General features: G+C 75.0%; 21 protein-coding genes. 10 read left to right on the top strand and 11 right to left on the bottom strand.

What is annotated here, in order from left to right; translation table 11 throughout:
• Window positions 1-9: 9 nt before the first annotated feature.
• Complete coding sequence (locus BUE45_RS26695) at window positions 10-1,131, bottom strand: vWA domain-containing protein (RefSeq protein WP_073383320.1); 1,122 nt, start codon at window positions 1,129-1,131, stop codon at window positions 10-12.
• A gap of 48 nt (window positions 1,132-1,179) precedes the next feature.
• On the bottom strand, window positions 1,180-2,595 hold the full coding sequence (locus BUE45_RS26700; RefSeq protein WP_084737924.1) for a sigma 54-interacting transcriptional regulator: 1,416 nt from the start codon (window positions 2,593-2,595) through the stop codon (window positions 1,180-1,182).
• 142 nt (window positions 2,596-2,737) lie between these two features.
• On the opposite strand from BUE45_RS26700, the gene BUE45_RS26705 reads away from it, so the two are divergent.
• Complete coding sequence (locus BUE45_RS26705) at window positions 2,738-3,889, top strand: FIST signal transduction protein (protein ID WP_073383329.1); 1,152 nt, start codon at window positions 2,738-2,740, stop codon at window positions 3,887-3,889.
• 179 nt (window positions 3,890-4,068) lie between these two features.
• Window positions 4,069-5,427 carry a hypothetical protein gene (locus BUE45_RS26710; RefSeq protein WP_073383331.1) on the top strand — a complete coding sequence of 453 codons (1,359 nt, stop codon included), beginning with the start codon at window positions 4,069-4,071 and terminating at the stop codon, window positions 5,425-5,427.
• A gap of 22 nt (window positions 5,428-5,449) precedes the next feature.
• Here BUE45_RS26710 and BUE45_RS26715 read toward each other — a convergent pair whose 3' ends face one another.
• The 4 genes from BUE45_RS26715 to BUE45_RS26730 all read right to left on the bottom strand — a co-directional run bounded on the left by BUE45_RS26715 (window position 5,450) and on the right by BUE45_RS26730 (window position 7,837).
• Complete coding sequence (locus tag BUE45_RS26715) at window positions 5,450-5,965, bottom strand: RDD family protein (RefSeq protein WP_073383334.1); 516 nt, start codon at window positions 5,963-5,965, stop codon at window positions 5,450-5,452.
• A gap of 10 nt (window positions 5,966-5,975) precedes the next feature.
• Window positions 5,976-6,572, bottom strand: coding sequence for an RDD family protein (locus tag BUE45_RS26720; RefSeq protein WP_084737927.1), 597 nt, complete (start codon window positions 6,570-6,572; stop codon window positions 5,976-5,978).
• A 170-nt stretch (window positions 6,573-6,742) separates the two neighbouring features.
• On the bottom strand, window positions 6,743-7,243 hold the full coding sequence (gene greA / locus BUE45_RS26725) for a transcription elongation factor GreA (RefSeq protein WP_073383339.1): 501 nt from the start codon (window positions 7,241-7,243) through the stop codon (window positions 6,743-6,745).
• Window positions 7,244-7,384: 141 nt separating this feature from the next.
• On the bottom strand, window positions 7,385-7,837 hold the full coding sequence (locus tag BUE45_RS26730) for a DUF4307 domain-containing protein (protein WP_073383342.1): 453 nt from the start codon (window positions 7,835-7,837) through the stop codon (window positions 7,385-7,387).
• A 154-nt stretch (window positions 7,838-7,991) separates the two neighbouring features.
• Here BUE45_RS26730 and mca point away from each other — a divergent pair, with 154 nt between their 5' ends.
• The 3 genes from mca to BUE45_RS26745 all read left to right on the top strand — a co-directional run bounded on the left by mca (window position 7,992) and on the right by BUE45_RS26745 (window position 11,365).
• Complete coding sequence (mca, locus tag BUE45_RS26735) at window positions 7,992-8,873, top strand: mycothiol conjugate amidase Mca (protein ID WP_073383345.1); 882 nt, start codon at window positions 7,992-7,994, stop codon at window positions 8,871-8,873.
• A gap of 4 nt (window positions 8,874-8,877) precedes the next feature.
• Complete coding sequence (locus BUE45_RS26740) at window positions 8,878-9,123, top strand: hypothetical protein (RefSeq protein ID WP_073383348.1); 246 nt, start codon at window positions 8,878-8,880, stop codon at window positions 9,121-9,123.
• A gap of 202 nt (window positions 9,124-9,325) precedes the next feature.
• On the top strand, window positions 9,326-11,365 hold the full coding sequence (locus tag BUE45_RS26745; protein ID WP_073383352.1) for a thioredoxin domain-containing protein: 2,040 nt from the start codon (window positions 9,326-9,328) through the stop codon (window positions 11,363-11,365).
• 51 nt (window positions 11,366-11,416) lie between these two features.
• Here the strand turns inward: BUE45_RS26745 and BUE45_RS26750 are convergent, their stop codons facing one another.
• Window positions 11,417-12,784, bottom strand: coding sequence for a serine/threonine-protein kinase (locus BUE45_RS26750; protein WP_073383355.1), 1,368 nt, complete (start codon window positions 12,782-12,784; stop codon window positions 11,417-11,419).
• Window positions 12,785-13,139: 355 nt separating this feature from the next.
• Between BUE45_RS26750 and BUE45_RS26755 the strand changes: the two genes are divergently transcribed.
• The 3 genes from BUE45_RS26755 to BUE45_RS26765 all read left to right on the top strand — a co-directional run bounded on the left by BUE45_RS26755 (window position 13,140) and on the right by BUE45_RS26765 (window position 16,225).
• Entirely contained in the window at window positions 13,140-13,751 is a 612-nt protein-coding gene (locus BUE45_RS26755; RefSeq protein ID WP_073383357.1) for an RNA polymerase sigma factor, read from the top strand.
• A gap of 95 nt (window positions 13,752-13,846) precedes the next feature.
• A complete protein-coding gene (locus BUE45_RS26760; protein ID WP_073383360.1) occupies window positions 13,847-14,608 on the top strand; it encodes an isoprenyl transferase in 762 nt (253 codons plus the stop codon).
• A gap of 267 nt (window positions 14,609-14,875) precedes the next feature.
• Complete coding sequence (locus BUE45_RS26765; RefSeq protein ID WP_073383361.1) at window positions 14,876-16,225, top strand: PhoH family protein; 1,350 nt, start codon at window positions 14,876-14,878, stop codon at window positions 16,223-16,225.
• A 126-nt stretch (window positions 16,226-16,351) separates the two neighbouring features.
• Here the strand turns inward: BUE45_RS26765 and BUE45_RS26770 are convergent, their stop codons facing one another.
• On the bottom strand, window positions 16,352-20,434 hold the full coding sequence (locus BUE45_RS26770) for an SCO7613 C-terminal domain-containing membrane protein (protein ID WP_143173494.1): 4,083 nt from the start codon (window positions 20,432-20,434) through the stop codon (window positions 16,352-16,354).
• A gap of 327 nt (window positions 20,435-20,761) precedes the next feature.
• Between BUE45_RS26770 and BUE45_RS34150 the strand changes: the two genes are divergently transcribed.
• Window positions 20,762-21,199, top strand: a complete 438-nt coding sequence (locus BUE45_RS34150; protein WP_449406669.1) for an aggregation-promoting factor C-terminal-like domain-containing protein — start codon at window positions 20,762-20,764, stop codon at window positions 21,197-21,199.
• Window positions 21,200-21,242: 43 nt separating this feature from the next.
• Entirely contained in the window at window positions 21,243-21,890 is a 648-nt protein-coding gene (locus tag BUE45_RS26780) for an aggregation-promoting factor C-terminal-like domain-containing protein (RefSeq protein WP_073383370.1), read from the top strand.
• A 61-nt stretch (window positions 21,891-21,951) separates the two neighbouring features.
• On the opposite strand, the gene BUE45_RS26785 is transcribed toward BUE45_RS26780, so the two are convergent.
• From BUE45_RS26785 to BUE45_RS26795, 3 genes are all read right to left on the bottom strand, one after another.
• Window positions 21,952-23,961 carry a serine/threonine-protein kinase gene (locus BUE45_RS26785; protein ID WP_073383373.1) on the bottom strand — a complete coding sequence of 670 codons (2,010 nt, stop codon included), beginning with the start codon at window positions 23,959-23,961 and terminating at the stop codon, window positions 21,952-21,954.
• Window positions 23,962-24,196: 235 nt separating this feature from the next.
• The gene (locus tag BUE45_RS26790; RefSeq protein WP_073383376.1) at window positions 24,197-25,585 is read right to left on the bottom strand and encodes a class II fumarate hydratase; all 1,389 of its coding nucleotides are present in this window, start codon (window positions 25,583-25,585) and stop codon (window positions 24,197-24,199) included.
• 119 nt (window positions 25,586-25,704) lie between these two features.
• On the bottom strand, window positions 25,705-26,295 hold the full coding sequence (locus BUE45_RS26795; protein ID WP_073383418.1) for a DUF1707 SHOCT-like domain-containing protein: 591 nt from the start codon (window positions 26,293-26,295) through the stop codon (window positions 25,705-25,707).
• Between the last annotated feature and the right edge of the window lie 18 nt (window positions 26,296-26,313).

Here is a 26,313-nt window from a genome sequence, read left to right on the forward strand (position 1 = left end):
CGGGCCGGTTCATGTACGCGGCCAGGGGCGCCTGCCGAGGTAGGCGTCCAGCAGCAGCGGGGCCAGGGCGTCCGCGTCCGCCTCCACCGCGTCCACCCCCCGCCGCCGCACCACCAGGTCGCGGAAGGCGCGCAGCCGGGGATCGTCCGAGAGCAGGAAGAACGTCACCCGGGACCCGTCCCGCAGGACGGCGTCCAGCTCGGCGACCGTCGCCTCCACGGTGCGCGGACCGGCGGGCCAGGAGAACCGCGCGTCGCCGTCCCGGCCCAGGTGGGCGGTGGGCTCCCCGTCGGTGACCACCAGGATCCGGTGGGCGAGCCCCGGGTGGGCCCTGCGGTGCCCGCGGGCCAGCCGCAGCGCGTGGTGCAGGTTGGTGCCGGGGACCCGCCCCCACGGGTGGGCGACCAGCTCGGCGGGGCCCGTCTCGCGGGCGGTGTCGCCGAACCCCACCCACTGCACCCGGTCCCCGGGGTGGCGGCGCACCAGGGCGTCCAGGGCCAGCGCGGTGCGCACGGCCGCCTCGTGCAGGGAGCGCGCGGCCATGGAGTGGGACAGGTCCACCAGCAGCGACACCGCCAGCCCGCCGGAGGGCTCGGTCTCGGCCGACCGCAGGTCCCCGGCGTGCAGCGCGGCCGTGTCGGCGGGATCGGCGGCCCGGCGCAGCATCGCCCGGCGCAGGGTGGCCACCGCGTCCAGTGGCCGGTCCGCCCGGTAGCGGACGTCCCGGCCGGTCGGGTCGCCTCCGGGGGCGCCCGGCCGCCCGCCCGCGTGCCGGCCCGGGCGGGGCGCCTCGCGTGCCTCGCCCAGCGCCACCTCGGCCAGCCGCCGCAGCTCGCGCGGGCTCAGCCCGTGGTCGGCCCGGTCCAGGCGGTCCCAGAGCCCGCGGGCGTCGGCCCCCAGCACCCGGCCCAGCAGCGGGCCGGGCGGCTCCAGGCCCTCCAGGGCGGACCGGTCGCCCTCCGCGTAGCGGGCCACCGCCTTCTCCACGGCGACCAGGGCGCCGTCGGGGTCCGGTGCGTCCGCGATCAGGCCGAGCAGGGCGCGCGCGGCGCCGACCGCCTCCTCGGGCGGCGGATCGGGTTCGGCCAGGGGGTCGGGGCCTCCCATGTACGCCCGGTACCGGAACCTCACAGCCACTACCTCCCAGGGGTGCGCACCGAACGGTTATGTTCCCGGCTTTCAGAACCGGTAGACCCCTCCGTCCGCGACGATGTCCTTGGACAGGCGCCGCTCCAGGTAGAGGCCCTCCAGCGCGAACTCGACCACGGCCGCGGCCAGGCCGGGGGAGGCCGGGCCGTCCTCCCCCTCGGGGGCGGCGGCCGCGATCAGCCCGGCCAGCCCGGGCACCGCGCCGATCCGGCGCAGCAGCTCCTCGGCGCCCACCAGGTCGCCGCTCTCCACGGTGCCGCCCGAGGCGAACCGCTCGGCCAGGGGGGCCAGGTCCGCGCCGTCCAGGCGGGCGCGGAACGTGTCGGCGACGGCCCGGCGCAGCAGCCCCAGCAGGATCGCCTCCCCGTCGTCCTCGTGCCCCGGGGCGAACTCGACCTTGCCCAGCAGGGCGGGCACGGCGGCGGGGAGGTCGCACACCCGGGCGACCGCGCAGGCCTCCCCGGCCAGCGCGGAGCGGCGCAGCGCGGAGGCCGCCACGGTCTCCAGCGCCGACACCGCGAACCGCACCGACACCCCGGAGCGCTGGTCCGCCTTCTTGGAGGCGCGGGTGAGCCGGGCGAACCGGGCGACCGCCTCCCACAGGTGACCGGGCACCAGCGTGCCTTCGGGCACCGCCGCCTCCTGGCGCAGCACCGCCCGCTCGTCGTCCAGGGTCGGGGGGTAATGCGTGCGCACCTGGGCGCCGAACCGGTCCTTGAGCGGGGTGACGATGCGCCCGCGGTCGGTGTAGTCGTCGGGGTTGGCGCTGGCCAGCAGCAGCAGGTCCAGCGGCAGCCGCAGCGCGTACCCGCGGATCTGCAGGTCCCGCTCCTCCAGCACGTTGAACAGCGCCACCTGGGCGCGGGCGGGCAGGTCGGGCAGCTCGTTGACGCAGAACACGCCCCGGTTGGCGCGCGGCACCAGCCCGTAGTGGACGGTCTCGGGGTCGCCCAGGGAGCGGCCCTGGGCCAGCCGGGCCGGGTCGATGTCGCCGATGAGCTCGGAGGTGCCGGTGTCGGGGGTGGCGAGCTTCTCCCCGTAGCGCTCGCCGCGGTGGCGCCACACCACCGGCAGGCCGTCGCCCTCCGCGGCGGCCCGGCGCAGGCAGGAGGGGCACACCGGGGCGTAGGGGTGGTCGTTGACGGGGCAGCCGGCGACGGCCGGCGACCACTCGTCCAACAGGTCGCCGACGGCGCGGATGAGCCGGGACTTGCCCTGGCCGCGCTCGCCCAGGAGCACGACGTCGTGCCCGGCCAGCAGGGCCCGCTCCAGGGCGGGCAGCACGGTGGCGTCGAACCCGTGCATCCCGGGGAAGCGGGGCCGGCCCGAGGCCAGGCGGGACAGGAGGTTGGCGCGGACCTCGGCGGCGACGGTGCGGTGCTCGGTGCCGGAGGAGCGCAGCCCGGCCAGCGTCCGGGGCAGGGCGGCGGGAGGCGGAGGTGTCACCCTCCCGAACCTATCGCCGACCGGGCGGCCGGTGGTGGCCGAGGCCGGTCCCGGCCGGGCTCCGCGTCCGCTTCGGGGTGGGACAATGACGGAGGGTGGCACCCGCGTCCGGCGGGTCCGGTGATGAGGAGGAGTCCAGCCGGTGGCGCGGTTCGGCGATGCACTGACGACCGGGGCGGACCTGGTCAACGCGGCCGAACGCGCCGCGCTCACCGCCCTGGACCGCCTCGACGGCCCGGCCGACCTGGTGTGCTTCTTCATCTGCGGGTCCGACACCGAGGAGGTCTCCCTGGCGGGGGCCCGGATCATGGAGCTGTCCGGCGCCGCGGTCACCCTGGGGTGCAGCGCCACCGGTGTCATCGGGGGCGGCCGCGCGGTGGAGGGCCAGAACTCGGTCGGCGTGTGGTGCGCCCGGCTGCCCGGGGTGGAGCTGACCCCGTTCCGGCTGGACACGGTGGTGGAGGGCGAGCGGCTCACCGTGGTGGGGATGCGCGAGCCCGGGCCGCGCGACCGCGCCGCCCTGCTGCTGGTCAACCCCTATGAGTTCCCGGCCCGGGAGTTCGTGCGCGAGTCCACCCGGGCGCTGGGCGGACTGCCGCTGGTGGGCGGGATGGCGGACGGGACGCTGGGGGAGGGGTCGGTCCGGCTGTTCTGCGAGGGGTCGGTGGCCGAGAACGGCGCGGTGGGCGTGCTCATCGGCGGCGAGGGCGTGCTGGGCGCCGTGGTGAGCCAGGGCTGCCGTCCGATCGGGCCGTCGATGACGGTGACCGGGTCGCGCGACAACGTGGTCGGGGAGCTGGCCGGGGTGCCCGCCTACACCCGCCTGGAGGAGCTGCTGGAGTCGCTCCCGGAGGAGGACCGGGAGCTGGCGGAGCAGGGCCTGCACCTGGGCATCGCCATGGACGAGTACGCCGACCACCACGGGCAGGGGGACTTCCTCATCCGCACGCTGACCTCCGCCGACTCCGAGACGGGGACGCTGACCGTCGACGACGCGGTCGAGGTGGGCCAGACGGTCCGCTTCCAGGTCCGCGACGCCGGGACCGCGGACGAGGACCTGGCCCTGCGGCTGGCCGACTTCGGCCGGGACCACAAGGTGGGGGCGGGCCTGCTGTTCTCCTGCAACGGGCGGGGCGCGGCCCTGTTCCCGCACGCCGACCACGACGTGCTGGCGGTCCGGCGGGTGCTGGGCGCGGAGGCGGTGGCGGGGTTCTTCGCGGCGGGGGAGTTCGGCCCGGTCGGCGGCGTCAACCACCTGCACGCGTTCACGGCCTGCCTGCTGGCCTTCGCCTGAGCGGACGCCGCCCGCCCGGGGCGGACCGGACCTTTACCCCCGTATCGCCGACACTCGACACGCGCTGCTTGAGCGCGCGCACACCGGAGTGCTTACTAAGAGTGGCATATTTACTCACTCTGTGTGATCAGCGGGAAAGGTCCATCATGCCCGGAAGGTGTGCGCCCACTTCGATCCGCATGCGCGGCAGGCGCTGGGCGGTGGCGGGGGCCCTGGTCCTGCTGCTCCCGGCCGGGCCGCGGCCCGCCTTCGCCGAGACCGGCTGGCTCCCCCAGGACCTGGAGTCCGCCGACCGCATCGGCCTGGTCCTGGCCTCGGGGACCCTGCGCCTGGACGAGGGGGCCGGACCGGGCGCCTCGCTGCGCCGCGAGCGCGGCGCCCCGGCGTCCGGCACGGCGACCTTCCCCGAGCAGTCCCTGGAGCGGCCCACCGACACCGTCGACGTGCGGGTGGGCTCCTCCGGCGACCCCGAGGACGTCCTGGCCGAGGTGCGCGGGGTGCGCGCCGACGGCATGTGGACCGAGTGGCACCCCGCCCCCGAGCGCGGCGGCCGCATCGCCCTGTCCTCCGACGTCTCCCGGGTCCAGCTGCGGGTGGGCATCGACGGCCCCGGCACCGCGCTCACCGGCCTGGGCGTGCGCCCGCTGGAGGGCACCGGCGACATCCCGTTCACGGACGCGCCCGAGGACCCCGGCCCCGAGCCGGGCACCCGGCCCGACGGGGACGGGGGCGGCGGGGAGCCCGGGACCGGCGGCGGCGAACCGCCCGAGGACGAGGCCGACCCCGACGACGACGTCCCCGAGCCGCCCTTCTCCGCGCGCCTGTTCGCCACCCGCATCGGCCTGGTGGGGGAGACCACCGCCAACGGGCACGTCATCCGCCAGAACGACCACTTCGTGGCCCTGCCCTCCCGGCGCGGCCTGGCCACCCGGGGCGGGGGCGAGTACACCGTGCGGGTGTGCAGCACCGGGGCCCTGGGCCCGGAGGGCAAGGGCGACACCGAGGGCCACGACGCCCGCTGCGCCTACCTCCCCGTCTGGGACGTGGGCCCGTGGAACATCACCGACGACCACTGGAACGGCGACCGCCAGTCCTGGCGCGACCTCGACCGGGGCCGCCCCCAGGCCCAGGCCGCCTACACCGAGGAGCACAACGGCGGCCTGGACGGGTTCGGGCGCCGGGTCCGCAACCCCGCCGGGATCGACCTGGCCGACGGGGCGTTCAATGGCGCCCTCCAGCTGCCCACCAACTCCTGGGTGCGGGTCGACTACCTGTGGACGGGGGAGTACCGGCACCGGATCGAGGTCACCACGGCGACGCAGCGCGAACCGGTCGTGGTGCGCACCGGCCCGGGGCCGGAGTACCCCACCGCGGGCCTGGCCGCGCACAAGGCCAACGTCGACGCCCTCTGCCGGGTCGAGGGCGCCCCGGCCGCCGGCCCGCAGGGCACCGGCGAGACCTGGTACCGGATCGGCGAGGACCACTACATCCCCGCCGCCTACGCCGACGGCGGGGCCGGGGCACCCGCCTGCGTCTAGCGTCCCGGGCCCGCCGCCCGGGTCATCCGCCGTCCGCGGCCGGCCCCCCGGGAGGCGGTCCCGTCCGCACGACCGAGGTCCCGGACAGCCGGTCGTGCAGGGCCCGGCCGCCGGGGGAGGCGGCGCCCAGACTCTCGACCAGGGTGAAGCACTGGCCCACGCAGGGCAGGGACTGCGGCAGGCAGAGCACGGCGGCGCGCACCGCGGCGTGCCCGCGCGAGGGGCGGTCGCCGCCGGGGCCGACCACGGCGACGCGGGTCATCAGCTTGCCCGGGGTGGCGCCCAGGAGAACGAGGAAGAGCCACTCGTACAGGAACAGCAGCGAGGACCCGCCGAACAGCAGCAGCCCCATCCAGAACAGGGAAGCGTGGTAGTCGTCCACGGGGAGCGCGGAGGCCGGGAGCGATACGACCACGAACAGCACCGAGACGGCGGTCGCCGCCAGCACGGTGTCGATGAACCGGGCCGTCGCCCTCAGGGAGAACGGGGCCGGCTCCGTCCGGGGGCCCGCGACCGGGCCGGTGGGACCGTCTGTCATCGGACCCCCCTCAGCCGCGAGCGTGCACGACGACGGTCCCGGACGCGCGGTCGTGCACGGCACGGCGCTCCTCGCCCAGCGCCGCCATGCTCTCCATGAGGCTCAACAGGTGGCCCAGGCACGGCAGGGACTGGGGCAGGCAGAAGAACGCCGAGCGCCCCAGGGCCTGGCCCTGGGTGAGGCGTCCGCCGTCCTCCCGGGTCACCTTGATGCCGAGCACCAGCTTGCCCAGGGTGGCGCCCCACGTGACGAGGAACAGCCAGTCGTAGAAGAACAGCAGCAGGCCCCAGCCGAAGAAGAACAGCCACGCCCACACCTCCCCCTGCGCGTCGGACGTCTCCGCGCCCCCGGTCAGGAGCACGATGACGACCGCCATGAGGATGAAGAACAGCGTGGCCGCGATCAGCGCCAGCACGTAGTCGATGAGCCGCGCCGACAGGCGGCGGCCGAACGACGCGGGCACGGGGCCCGCGGGCGCCGGCTCGGGCGGCGGGGGAGCCCAGCCGCCCGGGGGCAGGGGCGCCGGCGGACCGACCGGACCCCAGCCGCCCTGGGGAGGGCGGCCACCGTGCCCGGGAGCCTGCGGGTTCCAGTGAGGAGAGGACATCTGGCCCTTTCGGTGGTCGGGGGAGGCGGTCTCGGCGGACCGCACTCAGAAGGGTATGACGCACCCCGGGCCCCAGGGGATGCCCCCGGCCCGCCCGTTCCACCCGCCACATGCGGTGAGGGGCGGCAGAGCCGCCCCTCACCGCATCGGCCCCCTGCCGGGGGACCGCCCTACATGCCGCTGTAGGGCACCGCCTCGATGATCTCGACACCGAGGCTCTTGCCGTTGGGCAGCTGGTAGCTGACCTTCTCGCCGACGCCCTTGCCGTTGATCGCCGAGCCGAGCGGCGACCGCGGGGAGTAGACGTCGATCGGGGAGCCGCTCTCCTCCCGGGAGGCGAGCAGGAAGGTGACCTCCTCGTCGTCGCCGTCGAACTTGACGGTGACGGTCATCCCGGGGCCGACCACGCCCTCGGTCCGAGGGGCCTCGCCGACCCGCGCGGTGCGCAGGATCTCGGTGAGCTGGAGGATGCGGGCCTCCATCTTGCCCTGCTCCTCCTTGGCGGCGTGGTAGCCGCCGTTCTCCTTGAGGTCGCCCTCCTCGCGGGCCGCCTCGATCTTCTCCGCGATCTCGATGCGCCCGCTCCCGGTCAGGTGGTCCAGCTCTGCCTTGAGCCGGTCGTACGCCTCCTGGGTGAGCCAGGTGACGTTGTCATCGCGGGTCTGGGTCACGGGAACTCCTTGTGTACTAGTAGCAAAGGCCACCAGGCGGCCAGAGCTGAACTTACGAGAATATCACCGTGTGTCATGGGACACGGTTCCCGAATATCCGGCTCGGTCACCCGGACCGGCGGGGAAGGGGTTCGTCGGCGGTCAGTCCTGCGAACCTTGTTCCCTGCACGAGGCCACTTCTACCGTTGCGGCCTGACGAACCGTTTCAACGGTCGTGGAAACCATGTGGTTCCCGGCCTCGGTCGTCACGGTCCGCTGCCCTACCTCCACCAGCCGCTCGTCCAGCGCGCGGATCAGGCACACGGCCCCGTCGCGGCTGTTCACCTCGTAGCTGATGGCCGCCTCGGCGGAGGAGGGGGCCGACGAGGTGATCACCTGGTGGTACACGCCGCCGCCCAGCCCGGTGTAGCTCATGACCGCGTAGCCCCACCCCACGGCGCACAGCACGGCGAAGGCCGTCGCGATCACGAAGAAGACCGGGCCGTTGCCGTGGTGCTTGCGCAGGGCGGGCGCGGTCTCCTCGTCGGGGGCGGCCGCCGCGGCGGCCGGCTCGTCGGCGCTCTTCACGGCGTCTTCCTCCGGGGTGGTGGGCATCGGGAATCTCCGTACAAGGGGACGGTGTTGTCTAAGATATCCCCGTCCTGACAGACCCCCCGCGCGGCCCGCACCAAGTCGGCGGTGTGCCGTGACCAGGGGTGCCGGACGGTGCGCGTCTGCGTCCGTCGACCGAGTCAAGGAGAACCCTTCGTTGTCCGAGCGCCTGCGGCTCATGGCCGTGCATGCCCACCCCGATGACGAGTCCAGCAAGGGCGCGGCCACCATGGCGCGCTATGTCGCCGAGGGAGCCGAAGTGCTGGTCGTCACCATGACCGGTGGCGAACGCGGTGACATCCTCAACCCCGCCATGGAACGGCCCGACGTCCGCGAGAACATCGCCGAGGTGCGCCGCCGCGAGATGGACCGGGCCCGCGACATCCTCGGCATCCGCCAGGAGTTCGCCGGATTCGTCGACTCGGGCCTGCCCGAGGGAGACCCCCTGCCGCCGCTTCCCGAGGGCTGCTTCGCCCTCACCCCGGTGGAGAAGGCCGCCGAGCCCCTGGTGGAGTCGATCCGCCGCTTCCGCCCGCACGTGATCCTCACGTACGACGAGAACGGCGGCTACCCCCACCCCGACCACATCATGACCCACAAGGTGTCGATGCACGCCTTCGACACGGCGGGCGACCCGGACGCCTACCCGGGCACCGGGGACCCCTGGCAGCCCCTCAAGCTGTACTACTTCGTCTCGTTCCCCTTCGAGCGCTTCGAGGCGATCACCTCGCTGCTGGAGGAGCGCGGGCTGGAGAACCCCTACGAGGAGTGGATCAAGCGCATCCGGGACGGCGGCGACCGCCCCCGCTGGGAGATCACGACCCGGGTGGAGTGCGGCGCGTACTTCGACGTCGCCGAGCGGGCGCTGAAGGCGCACGAGACCCAGGTCGACCCCAACGGGTTCTGGTTCGCCGTGCCCAACTCCGTGCTGGCCGAGGCCTGGCCGACCGAGGACTACCACCTGGTGCGGTCGCTGGTGGACACCGAGGTCCCGGAGACGGACCTCTTCGCGGGTGTCCGGGACACAGTGAGAGTATGAGCGCATGAACACCCTTCTCGTGTCCGCCGTGGTGAGCGCCGACACGTTCACCCTGGACAAGTACACGGTCACCCCGGGCGTCCTGGGCTTCCTCGTCATCTTCGCCGTCGGCGTGGCCCTGTACCTGCTCATGCGCAGCATGACCGGAAAGCTCAAGACGGTGCGCGGCGAGCGCACCATCGAGGAGCCGGTGGACGTCGCCGCGGCCCCGGCCCTGATCGAGGAGGACGGCGCGAAGAAGGACGGCTGAGCCGCTCCCCCCGCGCCTTCGCGCCCCCGCACCACCACCGCCGACGGCCGGCCCGGGGTGGGCCGTCCGGGCGCCGCGGGTGCTGCCGGTCCCGCCCGCACCGCCGGGCGGGACCGGCGCCGGCGCGCCGTCTCCCCGCGTCAGGCCCCGCGCCCTCCGTGCGTGTCCCCGCCCGGCCCGCGCCGGGTGGCAGAGTGGGGGCATGTCCAACCGCCTGCGCGACGCGACCAGCCCGTACCTGCTCCAGCACGCCGACAACCCCGTCGACTGGTGGCCCTGGGGGGAGGAGGCCTTCGCCGAGGCACGCCGCCGCGACGTGCCCGTCCTCATCTCCGTGGGCTACGCGGCCTGCCACTGGTGCCACGTCATGGCCCACGAGTCCTTCGAGGACGGGGCGACCGCCGGCCGGATGAACGACCTCTTCGTCAACATCAAGGTGGACCGGGAGGAGCGCCCCGACGTCGACGCCGTCTACATGGAGGCCACCCAGGCCATGACCGGCCAGGGCGGCTGGCCCATGACGGTGTTCGCCACCCCCGACGGCGCCCCCTTCTACTGCGGCACCTACTTCCCCCGCGACCACTTCCAGCGGCTGCTGGAGGGCGTCTCCGCCGCCTGGCGGGACCGGCGCGACGAACTCCTCGACCAGGGCCGCCGGGTGGTGGACGCCCTGGGCTCGCCCCGCGCCCTGCCCGACGCGCCCCCGCCGGACGCGGCCGTGCTCGACCTGGCGGTGCGGGCGCTGGTGCGCGACTACGACACCGCCGAGGGCGGGTTCGGCGGCGCGCCCAAGTTCCCGCCGTCGATGCTGCTGTCGTTCCTGACCGCGCACGACGAGCGCACCCGCCCCCTCCAGGAGGCCGGGGAGCCCACCCCCTCGTGGCTGATGGCCGTGGGCACCGCCGACGCCATGGCCCGCGGAGGCCTCTACGACCAGCTCGGCGGCGGGTTCGCCCGCTACGCCGTGGACCGGGGCTGGGTGGTGCCGCACTTCGAGAAGATGCTGTACGACAACGCCCTGCTGCTGCGCGCCTACGCCCGGATGGCCCGCCGCCCCGCCGAGCCCGGTCCGGCCGGGGAGGCGACCGCCGCGCTCCTGCGCCGGGTCGCCGAGGAGACCGCCGACTGGATGCTCCGCGACCTGCGCACCCCCGAGGGCGGGTTCGCCTCCGCCCTGGACGCCGACAGCGACGGGGAGGAGGGCGCCTACTACGTGTGGACGCCCGCGCACCTGCGCGAGGTGCTGGGCGAGGAGGACGCCGCCTTCGCCGCCGAGGTGTTCGGCGTGACGGAGGAGGGCACCTTCGAGCACGGCTCCTCTGTGCTGCGCCTGCCGTCCCCGCCCGCCGACGCCTGGAGGTACGAGCGGGTGCGGGCCGCCCTGCTGGCCGCCCGCGAGGGGCGCACGCCCCCGGCCCGCGACGACAAGGTGGTGGCCGCCTGGAACGGCCTGGCGATCGCGGGCCTGGCCGACGCGGGGATCCTGCTGGAGCGCCCCGACCTCGTCGACGCCGCCCGCGGGGCCGCCGAGCTGCTGCTCTCGGTGCACCTGCGCGACGGGCGGCTGGTGCGCACCTCCCGGGGCGGCGCCGCCGGGACCGGCTCCGGGGTCCTGGAGGACTACGCCGACGTCGCCGAGGGGCTGCTCGCCCTGCACGGGGCCACCGGGGAGGCCCGTTACGCCCGCACGGCCGGGGAGCTGCTGGACGTGGTGCTGGAACGCTTCACCGACGGCGACGGCGGTTTCTACGACACCGCGGACGACGCCGAGAAGCTGTTCAACCGCCCCCAGGACCCCACCGACAATGCGGTGCCCTCGGGCCGCTCGGCCGCCGCGGGCGCCCTGCTGTCCTACGCGGCGCTCACCGGCTCGCACCGCCACCGGGAGGCGGCCGAGCGGGCGCTGGTCCCGGTGAGCCTGCTGGCGGAGAAGGCCCCCCGGTTCGCCGGGTGGGGCCTGGCGGTCGGCGAGGCGCTGCTGGCCGGTCCGCTGGAGGTGGCGGTGGTGGGCGACCCCGGCGACCCGGCCACCCTGGAGCTGGTGCGCACCGCCCTGGTCCACGCCCCGGCGGGCACCGTGCTCTCGCGCGGGGACGGGCTCGACGACGGGGGGGTACCGCTGCTGCGCGACCGCGTCCGGGTCGACGGCCTCCCCACGGCCTACGTGTGCGAGGGGTTCGCCTGCCGCCTCCCCGTCACCTCGCCGGAGGCGCTCCGCGACCTGCTCGCCCGACGGGGCTGAGCGGGCGCGTCCCGCGGGGCCGCCGCGCGTTCGGCGGCCCCGCGGGACGGCTCAGCCCAGGACGGTGTGGTCGATGATCTCGTCGACCAGGTCGGGTCGGTAGTCCGGCTGGCGGATCTCCAGGTACACCGTGGCCGGCTCCCCGGGCGGGTGCACGGCGGCGCTGGTGAACGCCCCGCCGCCGTTGCACTCGGGCCAGTCCCACACGGTGCCCTCCCAGTCCCCGGTGCGGACCCGGCGGCTCGCCGGGTCCCCCGGGCAGGGGTCGTGCTCGGCGACCTTGGACAGGTCGCGGGCCCCGGGCATCACGGTGGCGTAGACCCCGTAGGACGGGACGTCGGTGGAGTGCCAGTCGTCCGCGTCGGTGGCCACCAGCAGCCCGGGCCCGGCCCCGGCGTCGACCGCGGCCGGCCGGGCCCGCAGGTCGGTGTGGAACTCCCGGGCCCACACCGAGGGCACGCCCATGCGGATGCCCTGCGCGGCGTCGCGCACCGTGGTCAGCGACAGCCCCGGAGCGCCCCCGGAGACGGTGAGCACGGTCGCCCCCAGCAGGGACGCGGCGACCAGGGCCGCGGCCCGCCGCCACGGCATCCGGTACCGCTGCCACCACGGCACGGCGCGGGGCAGGTCGGGCGCCATACGGATGGAGCGGACCCGGTCGGTGAAGGTCTTGGCGTCCCCCGGCCGGCTCTCCCGGTCGACGGACAGCGCCGACAGGATGAGGTCGTCCAGTTCCCGGGGCAGCCCTGGCCGGATGCGGCCAGGGGGGACGCGCACCGGGGGGCGCGAGGGCGGCTTGCCGGTGATGAGCTCGTAGGCGACGGCGCCCAGCGAGTACACGTCCGAGCGCACGTCCAGGTCGCCGCCGGGGATGCTCTGCTCCGGCGACATGTACCCGGGGGTCCCGGCCGCGGCCGTGAACCCCGAGGCCTCGTCGATGGCCTTGGCGAACCCCAGGTCGGCGACGAGCACCCGCTGGCCCACCGGGGACGACTGGAGCAGCACGTTGGAGGGTTTGATGTCGCGGTGGATGGTGCCGTGGTTGTGCAGCACCGTGATGCCCTGGCCGATCTCGGTCAGCAGCCGCAGGGCCTCGTCCAGCGGGAGCGGGCCGCGGCGGATGAGGTCGGCCACGCTGCCCTGGTCGGCGTAGGTCATGACCATGTACGGGCGGCCGTCGGGGAGGACGTCCACGTCGTGGACGGCGACCAGCCAGGTGGAGTCGGTCTGGCGCAGGATGCGCGCCTCCTCCAGGAACCGGTGCTGGATGTCCATCTGGTGCGCCCAGTTCTCGGCGAGTACCTTGATGGCGACGGGGTAGTTCAGCAGGTCGTCCTGGGCGAGCCAGACGGTGGCGAAGGAACCCGACCCCAGGCGTCGGATGACGCGGTAGCGGCCGAAGGCCTCGGGTTGGCTCATGTGCGCCTCGGTCTGTTCAGGGGTGAATACGCGGTCGTTGCCCACTAATACACCATCTACACCCTCGCGTTGACTCTTGCGGATATGATCCCCTCTCCGGGTAGCGCGGACCCCGCCGGGGGATGGAAACTGAGGGGAGCCCTCCACGGGCCCCGACGCCGTGGTAAAGGCCGTGTGGAACGCGAACCCCCGGCGGCCGGGGGACCCCGCGTGCCGGAGGGCCGGGAGGGCGGAACGAGACGGAGCCGAAGGGGGCCCGTAGACGTCCTAGTGACGTGTGACCCTCGAAGCGGGGGCGCACAGCGCCGAGAAGCGGACGGCCGGACGTCTGCCGTCAGTCAGGGAGAGACCAGCCATGCGCAGTAGTGACCACAGCGAGCACGAGGAGACCCCCGCGCCCCGCCGACGGGTGGCGAGCAACGTCGACGAGGAGCTGGAGGAGCTGGCCCGCAGGTCCAGGGACGGGGACCCCGTCGCCCTGGACGACCTGCTCCGGCGGATCCAGCCCGAGGTGCTGCGCCGGTGCGCGCGCTTCCTGCCCTACCGGCAGGACGCGGAGGAGGCGTGCCAGGACGCCCTTCTCCGGGTGGCCCGCAAGATCGACAGCTTCAAGGGCGACTCCCTGTTCACGACCTGGCTGTACACCGTCGTGTCCAACTCCGCCCGCCAGACCTACCGCTCCATGAAGCGCCGCGCCGCCGAGTTCCCCACCGAGGCCGAGCGGATGCCCCACCAGCGGGACCCGCGCACCACCAGTGTGATCGCCGGTTCGCGGATCGACCTGCTGGAGGCCCTCGACCAGCTGGAGAAGGACCGCCCCAACCTGGTGGCCCCGCTGGTCCTGCGCGACCTGTGCCAGATGGACTACAACGAGATCGCCTCGGAGCTGAACCTCGCCCTGGGCACCGTCAAGTCCCGCATCCACCAGGGGCGCAAGCACGTGCGCAAGTCCCTGGCCGTTACGTGACCCCTCGCGGCGAACTACCCTGGACGGTATCCCCGTCGGCACCTCCCGCTTCAGGAGCGTGCTGTCCTTGATCCAGCTCTGAGAGGTTTTCGCCCATGGGGCTTCGCGACCCCTTGTACTGGCTCTACGAGCGGCGTCTGGAACGCCGGTTGCAGGGTCGGCAGATCCCCCGGCACGTCGGCGTCGCCATGGACGGCAACCGCCGCTGGGCGAAGAACAGCGGCCTGGCGGAGGCGGCGCAGGGCCACCGGGCCGGAGCGGACAAGATCTTCGAGCTCCTCCGCTGGTGCGACGAGATCGGCGTGCAGGTCGTCACCCTCTGGATGCTGTCCACCGACAACATGACGCGCGACGAGGCCGAACTCGGCGCCCTCGTGCAGATCATCGAGGAGACCATCGCCCGGCTGCGCCAGGAGGGGTGGAACACCCGGCCGGTCGGCGCCCTGGACGTGCTGCCCGCGTCGACCGCCAGCGCCCTGAAAGAGGCGGAGGAGGCCACATCCGGCAACCCGGGCCTGGTTGTCAACGTCGCCGTCGGGTATGGAGGTAGACGTGAGATCGCCGACGCGGTTCGGTCGCTCCTCCACGAGGAGGCGGCCAAGGGCACCGGTATCCAGGAGCTCGCCGAGCGCCTGGACATCGCCGACATCGCCCGGCACCTCTACACGCGCGGCCAGCCCGACCCGGACCTGCTCATCCGCACGTCCGGGGAGCAGCGCCTGTCCGGCTTCATGCTGTGGCAGAGCGTGCACTCGGAGTTCTACTTCTGCGAGGTCTTCTGGCCTGCCTTCCGCAGGGTGGACTTTTTGCGTGCTTTGCGCTCCTACGGCGCGCGCAACCGTCGCTACGGTTCCTGAACCCGCTTTCCCGCCAGGGCACGGCCGCTTAACACGGTGTTCACCCCACCGGGCGGAAACGGGCTGGAAATCCGGTTCCCGGACGCGTAGCTTCGGAAGAAGCGGGTGGCGTTCGTCCACCCGTTCGGGAGGCCCCGGCTCATTGATCCCCTCCGCCACCGCGGAACGTCAACGAGGAGGGCCGGACCCGGCCCTGTGGGGCCTGGTCCCGGTCCTCCATGATCCCGTGACAGTGGGGCGCCCCCGCGGCGCCCAAGGGGAGAACGAGTGGCTAGTTCCTCGACCGATCGCCGTGACATCCAGCCCCCCTGCGCCCCCTCCGGGGAAGCGGGAGAGGACCGGCGCGTCTACGTGCTCGACACCAGTGTCCTGCTCGCCGACCCGCTGGCCCTGACCAGGTTCGCCGAGCACGAGGTGGTCATCCCCGTGGTGGTGATCACCGAACTGGAGAGCAAGCGGCACCACCCGGAACTCGGGTACTTCGCCCGCAACGCGCTGCGCTTCCTCGACGACCTGCGGGTCGCCAACGGCCGCCTGGACGTCCCGGTACCGGTGAACGACCTCGGCGGCACCCTGCGGGTCGAGCTCAACCACAGCGATCCGGAGATCCTCCCGGCCGGTTTCCGGCTGGGGGACAACGACACCCGGATCCTGACGGTCGCGCGCAACCTGCAGGAGGACGGCGGCGACGTCGTGCTGGTCAGCAAGGACCTGCCGATGCGCATCAAGGCCTCCTCGATCGGCCTGACGGCCGACGAGTACCGGGCCGAGCTGGCGATCGAGCACGGGTGGACGGGCATGGCCGAGCTGGACGTGGCCGCCCACCAGGTCTCGGAGCTGTTCGAGCACGGCGCCACCGACATCGAGCCGGCCCGCGAACTCCCCTGCCACACCGGGCTGGTGCTGGTCTCCGAACGCGGCAAGGCGCTGGGACGGGTCCGTCCGGACAAGTCGGTGCGCCTGGTGCGCGGCGACCGCGACGTGTTCGGCCTGCACGGCCGCAGCGCCGAGCAGCGCATCGCCCTGGACCTGCTCACCGACCCCGAGGTGGGCATCGTCTCCCTGGGCGGCCGGGCCGGGACGGGCAAGTCGGCGCTGGCGCTCTGCGCCGGGCTGGAGGCCGTCCTGGAGCGCCGCCAGCACCGCAAGGTGATGGTGTTCCGCCCGCTGTACGCGGTCGGCGGCCAGGAGCTCGGCTACCTCCCCGGCACCGAGAACGACAAGATGAACCCGTGGGGCCAGGCGGTGCACGACACCCTGTCCGCGGTCACCAGCGAGGACGTCATCGAGGAGATCGTCGACCGCGGGATGCTGGAGGTCCTGCCGCTCACCCACATCCGCGGCCGGTCGCTGCACGACGCGTTCGTCATCGTCGACGAGGCGCAGTCGCTGGAGCGCGGGGTGCTGCTCACCGTGCTGTCGCGGCTGGGCGAGAACTCGCGGGTGGTCCTCACCCACGACATCGCCCAGCGGGACAACCTGCGGGTCGGCCGCCACGACGGCGTCGTCGCGGTGATCGAGAAGCTCAAGGGGCACCCGCTGTTCGCGCACATCACGCTGAACCGTTCGGAGCGCTCCCCGATCGCGGCCCTGGTCACGGAGATGCTGGAGAACTAGCGCCGGGCGAGGGCGGCCCGTCCCCGGTCGGGGCGGGCCGCCCTTCGCGCGTTCCCCGGCGGCGCGTTCCGGCCGGCGCGCGCCCGCCGGCCGGTGCAGCGCGCCGGACCACGCGTGCCCCGCCGCTCAGCGCATGCCGCCGATGAAGTGCCCGAACCGGCGCACCCGCTCCAGGTTGGCCTCGTAGCGGGCGCCGACCAGCAGCAGCAGCGCGCCGACCACGGCGAACGGAACCCAGTTGGGCAGCAGCCGTCCCAGGTCCCACAGCGGCGGGCCGAACGCCCGCAGCGCCGCGGACGCCAGGGTGAGGCCGCCGATGACCAGCGCCGCCTGGCTCCGGGCCCGCAGGCCCCACAGCACCACGGCCAGCGCCGCCGCCAGCAGCACGGGCACCCGCCACGGCGTGTCCTCGCCCGCCAGCACCGTGCCCAGGCCGGGCAGGAGCAGCAGGCACAGGCCGCCGGACAGGGACGCCCAGCTCGACGGGGTCCGCTCCGCCTTGCGGGCCCACTCCCAGCCGACGACCAGGGCGGCCAGGGCGGGGAGCGCGGTGTAGGCCTCGGGGACCGTCACGTTCCAGGAGGCCAGCGCGGTCCACAGGGCCGCCATCATCAGCAGCGCGCCGACCGCGGCCGCCCACCGGCGCTCCGGCCGGGCCGCGGTGGCCAGGGCGACCACCCCGACGACCGCCAGCGCCAGCGCCACGATCCCGCCGTGCGCGCCGTGGACCACGGAGACGCACAGCGCCACCGCCGCCCACAGCGCGGCCGGGACCTCGGCGGCCTCCACCAGCGGCGAGCGCATCCGCGGCGCGACCGCGGCCACCCCCGCCACCAGGGCCAGGGGCGCCAGCGCCGCGTACTCGGCCGGCGCGTCCAGGAGCAGGGCGAGCGTGAACGCGAACCCGCCGGTGGCCGCGGTGGCCGCGGCCGTGGCCGCCACCGCGGGCGGCACGGTGCGGGCCAGAGCCGCCACCGCCGAACCCAGCAGGGCCACCGCCAGCAGGACGGCGATGGTCGCGTGCCGCTCGGCCAGGGACCAGCCCAGCGCCTGGGCCAGGACCAGCAGCCCGGTGAGCCCGGGCAGCCAGGAGAAGGCCCGGTCCCGGGACAGCGCCGACCACAGGGCCGGACCGGAGGCGACCGCGACCGACACCGCCAGCGCGAGAGCGAAGGGGGCGCCCGCGAGCACCGCGACCGGCACCAGGGCGGGCGGGGCGGCCAGCGCCGCCGCGTGCCCGGTCCACCGGCGCGCGGTCAGGGAGACCGCGGCGACCGCGGCGGCACCCGCGGCCAGGACGCCCAGGGCGATCAGCGGATCGGGCCGGTCGCCCAGGTCCAGGAACACGTACGCGGCGTCGAGCAGCGCCCGCGGGGGGGCTTGCGCCACCCCGTACCGCCAGGAGACTGGAACCAGGGCGACGGCGGCCGACGTCCCGGCCGCCAGCGGCGCCGCGCCGGCCAGCAGCAGGCCGGCCGCTGTGAGCACCCGCGCCCCGGTCCTGTCGCCGAGCACCAGGGCCGTCGGACCGAGCAGGACGGCCACCGCGGCCAGCAGCCACCAGGCGGTCGGCCCGGCGCCCCCGGTCGCGGCGCCCGCCAGGCACACCGCCCAGGCGAGCGCCGCCGCGCCCCCGGTCCCCAGCGCCACCCCGAACGCGGTGTCCACCCGCGGCCCCGCGGCGCGGGCCGCCGGGCCCGTGGCGGCCGCACCGTCCACCGGGTGCGGGGGCGCGTCCGCGCGGCGGCAGAGCAGCGCGCAGCCCAGGGCCGCCGCCGTCGCCACCAGGACCACGATCAGCGTCGTGTGCCGCTCGGGCAGCGCCCACAGCAGCGCCGCCGCCAGGGTGAGCGGACCGGTCAGGGCCGGGACCCACGCCGTGCGCCCGCGCGCCGCCGCGGCGGCCAGCGCGAGCAGCGCGCCCACCGCCGCCGCCCACAGGACGGCCACGACGAAGGGCGCGCCCAGCAGCACCGGCAGCGGTACCAGGGCGGGCGGGGCCACCAGCGCCGCGGCGGGCAGGAGCAGGCGGCGGTCGGCGATCCCGACCAGGACCACCGCCAGCGCTCCGGCCAGCAGCACGCCGGCGGCCTGGGCGGGCCCGCCCGCAACGGGCCAGCCGAGCGCCGCGAACGCCGGGGCGAGCATCGCCTCCGGGGGAGCGGCCCAGGCCGGGACGGCGCCCGCGCCGGCCCACAGGCCCTCGCCCGGCAGCGCCAGCAGCGGAACCAGGGGCAGGAGCAGCAGGCCGAACACGGTGAACACGGGCCGGGCGTCGGGGGCGCCCGGCGCGGTCGACGGCGGCGGGGTGCGGCCCAGCACCAGCGCGGTCACCCCGCTGAGCAGCACGGCGGCGGCCGTCCACCACCGGCCCTGCTCGGGCATCGCCCCGAGGGCCAGGGCCGCCCACGAGGCGGCCCAGGCCGGCAGGGCCACCGCCCACAGGGCCAGACCGGCCCCGTACAGGGCCCGGCCCGGCACCGCCGGGGCGGGGGAGCCGGGGACGGGGGACGGCGCGGGCGTTCCGGCCCCGGGGACCCGGCGCCGCAGGAGCAGCAGGGCCAGCAGGCCGATCACGCCGACGGCGGGCAGTACCACCGCGAAGGTCCAGAACAGCGCCGAGGACCACAGCAGGGCGGTGACCGCGGTCGCCACACCGGCCGCGGCGAACGCCCACGCGTGGGAGCGGGGCGGCGCGGCCGAGGCCGGCGCCCCGGGCCCGGCCGGGGACGGCACGGGGAGCAGGGCCGGCGCCAGGACCAGGGCCGCGCCCAGGCACAGCGCCCAGCCGACCGCCACCGGGTGCGGAAGGGACAGCAGCACCGCGGGGGCGAGCAGCACCGGCGGGGCCGCCAGCGCCGCCACCGTCGGCAGCAGGTCGCGGCGCAGCAGCGCGCACACCCCGGCGGCCAGGGCCGCGGCGACCGCGACCGCCGCCAGGTAGGGCAGGCTCTCCGGCCAGGCCGTTCCGGGCCCGTCGGCCCCCAGCAGCACGGTCGCGGGAGCGTCCGTCCCGCCCGGGCGCCACGGCGCACCGAAGGGCAGGCGGGGCAGCACCGGCAGGTCGGCCGGGCCCGCGGCCAGCGGGACCAGCGCCAGGGCGGCGACCGCGGGCGGAACCGCCGCGCGCCCGTACCCGGGTGCCCGCGACAGCGCCAGCCAGGCCGCCCCGCACAGCAGCAGCGCCAGGGCTAGGCCCCACCAGCCCGGCGGGTCCGACCGGGGGACGGCGAACACCAGCAGGGCGGACGTCGCGGTGGTGACGACGGTGAGGACCACCGACAGCACGGTCAGCGTCAGGCGGGGCGCGTCCCCGCCCGCGGGCCGGACCGCGTGCGCCACCGCCAGGTCGGCCAGTCCGGTGGCGGCCAGGACCGCCAGGATCCACGGGAAGGGATCGCCCACCGGGAGCGCGAAGAGCAGCAGCAGGGGCACCGGCTGCACGGCCACCGCGGCCAGGATCCGCGGGGCGCGCAGCGGCACCAGCAGCGGGTAGAGCGCCATGAGCGCGGCGATGACCGCCAGCGCCGCGGCCGAGTATCCGGGCCCCTCGGGCAGGCTCTCGGGCATGAGCAGCCACAGTGCCAGCGCGTCGATGCCCAGCAGCGCGGCGGCCAGCACGCCGAAGGTCTCGGCGGTGGCGCGCAGGCCCCGCCGGTGGAGCGGCAGGGCCACCAGCGCGAACGCGACGGTGGTCGCCCCGAGCACCAGGGCCCGGGCGCCGGTCCCCATGTCGCTCCAGGTCCAGATGGCGAACACCAGCGCCGAGATGCCGATGAGCAGCCCGCCCAGGCCCAGGATGACGTTCTGGGCGGAGCGGCGGCGCATCTCGCCGTCGATCCGGGGCGGTGCGGACGCGGCGGCGTGCGCCGGGGCCGGGTGCGCGGGGGCCGGGTGCGCGGGACGGAACGGGGAGGCGGGACCCGCGGCCGGGGGGACGGCGGCCGCGGACACCGCCGCGGGGGCGGCCCGGCGGGAGGCCTCGCGCAGCGCGTGCAGCAGGCCGGCGCGCTCGCCGCGCAGCCGGCGCAGGTGCTCGTCGGCCCGGCCGATCTCGGTGTCCACCTCCCACAGGCGCTGGGCGAGGGGGCCGGTGAGCGCCAGTCCGCACCGGGCGCAGGCGGCGGCGCCCGGGACCAGGGGGGACCGGCAGTCCGGGCAGCGCAGGGGAGGCCCCGCGGACTGCGGCGGGGATGCTGTGACGTCCATGTTCGCCATCCTGTCTCCGGACCCCGACGAGCGCATCCGTACGCGTACTCAGACACGGTCGGCGGTACCGGCCGCGGCGGGGGCCGCGGCCGGGAGGGTCCGGGCCCGTCGTGGGGCCGCCCCGACCGTCCGTTGACCCTTCGTGTCCCCGGACTGGTCAGGAGCCGGCAATGCGGACACTTTATGTGATGTGAGTCAAGACACAGCATCTATGGCGTTACGCGGTCGTGATGATGGTGCAGGCTGAACCCGCTGCACAGAGCACCCCCACCGTGCGGACCCGCCGTGCGGACGGAGCGCGATCGCGACCGTCCCCCCTTCTTTCCGGTGGCCGAGGCCGACGGCGGAGATCCACCCCACGCGCGGACCCCCGGATGCCCGGGCGTCCCCTCCGGCGCGTGCGGCCGTCTACGCGAAAGGGCGATCTTGCCACTCCCGTACATCCCACCGTGCCGCGCGGGCCCCCGCGGTGCCGCGGCCCCCGCCGGCACCGGCGCCCCCGACCCCCGAGACGCCGCCTCGGCGGCCCCGCCCGCGGAGTCGGCGCGGGCCCCACGGACGCGGGGGGACGACGGCTCCTCCCGGACCCCGGCCGAGGCCTGCGGGACCCCCCGGCCCCTCCCCGGCGACGAGGCGGCCTCCCGCGGCCCGGACCGGCGGACCGACCCCGCCACCCGGACCGCCCGGGGCATCGACCACATCGGGGACCGCTACGGGACCCCGTGCGGCGCCCGGGCCCACCCCCGGGCGAACAACTGGTATTAATGGGGACTTCCCGCCCCATGACCCCCTCTTGGGAAAGGCAACCGTGTTACTGAACCGCATGTCGCTGCGCAGCACGGCGGCCGTCGGTGCGGCCACCCTCGTCGCAGGCGCGACGTTCGCCGTCTCCGCGTTCGCGGACGAGGGCGTCGACCCGGAGGTGGCGGCCGGCGCCGTCCTTCCGGTCGAGGAGGAGGCCCCCGCCGACGAGGCCGCCGAGGACGAGTTCTTCTCCTCCTCCGAGCAGCCGTCCGAGGAAGAGATCGAGGCCGCCCGCCAGGAGGCCCGCGCCGAGCGCGACGCCGCCGTCGGCTCCCGCACCCAGTCCTCCGCCTCCGAGGGCCAGGACGTCGAGGAGGAGCCGGAGGAGCCCGAGGAGCCCGTTTTCACGGGAGACGCCCAGGGCCTGGCCCTGGACATGGTCGTCGCCGAGGGCTGGCCGGAGAGCGAGTTCACCGACTGCCTCCAGCCCCTGTGGCAGAAGGAGAGCAACTGGAACCACCTGGCCGAGAACCCCAGCTCCGGGGCCTACGGCATCCCCCAGTCCCTCCCCGGTAGCAAGATGGAGTCCCACGGGTCGGACTGGCGGACCAACCCCGCCACCCAGATCGCCTGGGGCATCGACTACATCAAGGGCCGCTACGGCACGCCCTGCTCGGCCTGGGCCCACTCCCAGTCCGTCGGCTGGTACTGACCCCGGTACGCGGAACGGCCCCCGGCGTTCGCCGGGGGCCGTCGCCGTGTCCGGGACCGGGTCACAGGTGCGGTTCGAACGACTCCATGACCTCGCCGGGGAGCTCGTCGTAGTACCCCGCGTCGCCGCGCGGCACGTTCACGGTGATCATGTAGAACACCCGCTGGTCCCCCTGGTCCATGCTGACCGCGTAGGCCCAGAAGCGGCGGGCCGGGCTCGCCCAGGTGTCGTTGGTGAGGTTGGCCCGCACCATGGCGACGTCCCAGCCGTCCTCGTAGTCGTCCTCCTCGAACTCGTGGAGGTTGAGCTGGAGGTAGTCGGTGGTCACGTCGCCCTCGACGTCGGTGCCGCCCTTGGTCTCGACCAGGTACTCGCCGCTGGTGCCGGTGAACTCCTCCTCGGTCCACCCGGCGACCCACACCTGGTGGTCGGACCCGGGGGCGATGAACACGACGAGGCTCTCCTCGATCCGGCTGTCGTCCACCGTCCAGGTCTCGGGGTGTTCCACGTCGAACCACTGGGACTCGAAGGTCTCCATGTCGTCGTAGGACGGGGGGCCCTCGGACCCGTCGTCGCCGGCGTCCTCGGGCACGTTCGAGGGGGTGGGCTCCACGGGGGCGCCCTGCTCGCTGGGGAGCGTGCTCTCGGGGGGAGCGTCGGCCTGCTGGCGGGGGTCCTCGCCGGAGCGCGACAGCAGTATCCCGCTGAACGCCACCACCGCGATGAGCACGAGCGCGACCGCGCCGCAGCCCAGGCCGACGAGCAGGCGGTTGGCGCCGCCCCCGGAGGACGGCGCGGACGCGGGCGGCCGGGGCGGTGCCATGGTGCCCTGGCCGCCGGTCGGCCCGCCGTACCCGGGACCGTGGCCCGCGCTGTGCGCGGCGAACGCCGGCTGCGGCCGCGAGGGCCCGTAGGGCGGAGTGGGGCCGCCCTGGGGCGGGAACGGGCGCGCGGGGGTGTGCGGGCCGCCGGGGCCGCCCATGGCCGGGTGCGGGCCGCTGAGGGGGCCGCTGGTCGCCCCGGGGCCGGGGCCGTTCGGCCGCCCGCCCGACGGACCCGTGACCGGTCCGCTGGGGTATCCGCCGACGGGGGCGCCCGGACCCGTGACCGGTCCGCTGGGGTATCCGCCCGTCGGGCCGGTGCCCGGGCCGCCGGGATACCCGGTGCCGGCCGAGGGGACCGCGCCGCTGTCCGAGGCCGGGCCGGGGCCCGGGACGGCCGCCGCGTGGGGGCCGCTGCCGCCGCCGGCCCCGCCGCGCCCGTCGAGCATCTCCAGCGCCCGGTCGACGGTCAGGCGCCGGTCCGGGTCGCGCTCCAGGAGCCCGGCGATCACCGGGGTGAGGCGGCCCGCCCGCCGCATCGGGGGCAGCGGGGCGCCCAGCACGGCCGCGATGGCCGCGGTGATCGAGTCGCGGCGGAACGGGGAGAGCCCCTCCACCGCGGCGAACAGGGTGACGCCGATGCTCCACAGGTCGCCCCGGTGCTCGGCGGGGCCGCCCTCCAGGCGCTCGGGCGGCATGTACTCCGGGGAGCCGATCAGGGCGCCGGTGCGGGTGATGCTCGGCCCGCCCTCCATGGTGGCGATGCCGAAGTCGGTGAGGATGACCCGCCCGTCGGAGGACATCATGATGTTGCCCGGCTTGATGTCCCGGTGCAGGACCCCCGCGGCGTCCGCCGCCTGGACCGCCCGCAGCAGCGCCTCGGCGATGGTGGCGGTGGTGTCCACGTCCAGGGCGCCGCGCCGCTCCAGCAGGTCCTGGAGGGAACCGCCCTCGACCAGCTCCATCACGACCCACGGGTCGCCCTCGAAGTCGAACACGTCGTGGATGGTGATGACGGAGGGGTGGGAGATCCGGGCCGCGGAGCGCGCCTCCCGGCGCACCCGGGCGTGGGCGTCGGCGCGCTCGGAGTCGGTGAAGTGGTCGGGCAGGAGCACCTGTTTGACGGCCACGGCACGGTCCAGGGACGGGTCGAAGGCCTCCCAGACCACGCCCATGCCGCCCCGGCCCAGTTCCCGGCGCAGGACGTAACGGTTCGCGACGATGCGTTCGCTGTCGCTGTTGCTCGACATGTACTGCCCTCTCGGACGCGGGCTCGTGCTCTCACGGGTGCTCTGTCAAGAATGTCCGACGCCTACCGGTTGGGGAAGGTTCCTGAACAGTGGGCATCGGAACGGAAGTGTCACCTTCCCGACCCCCGTCCCCGGCACGGGCGGGCACGCGAAGGGGCACCCCGCCGAGCGGGGTGCCCCGTGGTCGCCGGCGGTCCCCGGCGGTCAGGGGCGCGTCACCCCTGCGGACCCGGTCCTAGCCGGAGTTGGTCATCTTCAGGACGTCCAGGGCGGCGTCCAGCTGCTCCTCGGTGAGCTTGCCGTCCTCGACGTAGCCGCGCTCCAGGACCACCTGGCGGATGGTCTTCTTCTCCTTCAGCGACTGCTTGGCGACCTTGGCGGCCTCCTCGTAGCCGATGTAGCGGTTGAGCGGGGTGACGATCGAGGGGGAGGACTCGGCGTAGGTGCGGCACTGCTCCTCGTCCGCGGCGATCCCGGCGACGCAGCGGTCGGCGAACACCCGCGAGACGTTGGCGAGCAGGCGGATCGACTCCAGCACGTTGCGGGCGATCAGCGGCAGCTGCACGTTGAGCTCGAAGTTGCCGGAGGCGCCGCCGAAGGCCACCGCGGCGTCGTTGCCCACGACCTGCGAGGAGACCTGGAGGACGGCCTCGCACAGGACGGGGTTGACCTTGCCCGGCATGATCGAGGAGCCCGGCTGGAGGTCGGGCAGGAACAGCTCGCCCAGACCGGTGGTCGGCCCCGAGCCCATCCAGCGGATGTCGTTGGCGATCTTCGCGTAGCCGACCGCGATGGTCCGCAGCTGGCCGGACAGCTCCACCAGGCCGTCGCGGGCGCCCTGCGCCTCGAAGTGGTCGCGGGCCTCGGTCAGCGGCAGGCCGGTGTGCGCGGCGATCTCGGCGATGACCCGGGCCGAGAAGCCCTCGGGGGTGTTGATGCCGGTGCCCACGGCGGTGCCGCCCAGCGGCAGCTCGGCCACCCGCGGCAGCGACGCCTCCAGGCGCTCGACGCCGTACCGGACCTGGGCGGCGTACCCGGCGAACTCCTGGCCCAGGGTGACCGGGGTGGCGTCCATCAGGTGGGTGCGGCCGCTCTTGACCACCGAGGCGAACTCGACGGCCTTGCGGGACAGCTCGCTCTCCAGGTGCCGCAGCGCCGGGACCAGGTCGTTGACCACGGCGGAGGTGGCGGCGATGTGGATGGAGGACGGGAACACGTCGTTGGACGACTGCGACGCGTTGACGTGGTCGTTGGGGTGGACCTCCAGGCCGGTCCGCTCCTTGGCGACGGTGGCGATGACCTCGTTGGTGTTCATGTTGCTGGAGGTGCCGGAACCGGTCTGGAACACGTCGATCGGGAACTCGGAGTCCCACGTGCCGGCGGCGACCTCCAGGGCGGCCTCGCGGATCGCCGCGCCCAGGTCCTCGCCGATGACGCCGAGCTCGGCGTTGACCTTGGCCGCGGCGGCCTTGATCTGGCCCAGGGCGGCGATGTGGGCGCCCTCCAGCCCCTGTCCCGAGATCGGGAAGTTCTCGACGGCGCGCTGGGTCTGGGCACGCCACTTGGCGTCGACCGGGACCTTGACCTCACCCATCGAGTCGTGCTCGACGCGGAACTCACTCATTGGCTACCACACTCTCCTGGGAAAACCTGTGAAACACAGCCTGCCAGACGCACCGGGGCACACCGCCACCTCACCCCGACAAGGCGGTGTTACGCGCGTCATGTTGACATCGGGGCAGGTCAGGAGCCGATACCGGGACGGCGTTCACGCCTGCGCAGCCTGCCCAGGAAGGGCCTGCGGGGCGCCTTGACCCGGACGGTGCCCAGCAGCGAGAACCCGTTGATCTCCAGTACCGGGGGGTCGGACAGGTCCGACCGCCGCGCCGTGGTCCCGCGCGTTCCCAGGACGGAGCGGCCGTTGACCCGCACCTCGACGCCGTCGGGCACCAGGATCTCCACCCGGCCCAGCACGGCGGTGACGGTCATCCGGTGGTGCCCGTGGAGCAGCAGTGCCTCGCGCATGTCCACCTCGACCCGCCCCGCCACGGCCAGCACCAGGTCGCCCGGGTAGGCGACCCAGCGGCCCCGGCGGACGGCCGTGCCGAACACCCCGAGGGCGGGCTGGTGGTCCAGGCGGATGGGCTGCTCCTGCGCGGGCAGCAGGTCGGCGGTGAGCGGCGGCAGGTCTCCCAGGGTCCGGGCCTCCTGCGCCCGGTCGGAGCGCTCCTGGAACTCGTCGAGGTCCAGGCGGCCGTCCGTCGCGGCCTCGCGCAGCACCTTCAGGACCCGCTCCCGGTCGCTGTTGGAGGCCCGCAGGCCTTGAGGGGGGATCTGCTCGCTCACACCGTC

The sequence above is a fragment of the Nocardiopsis flavescens genome, assembly GCF_900141985.1.
Classification (GTDB): Bacteria; Actinomycetota; Actinomycetes; order Streptosporangiales; family Streptosporangiaceae; genus Nocardiopsis; species Nocardiopsis flavescens.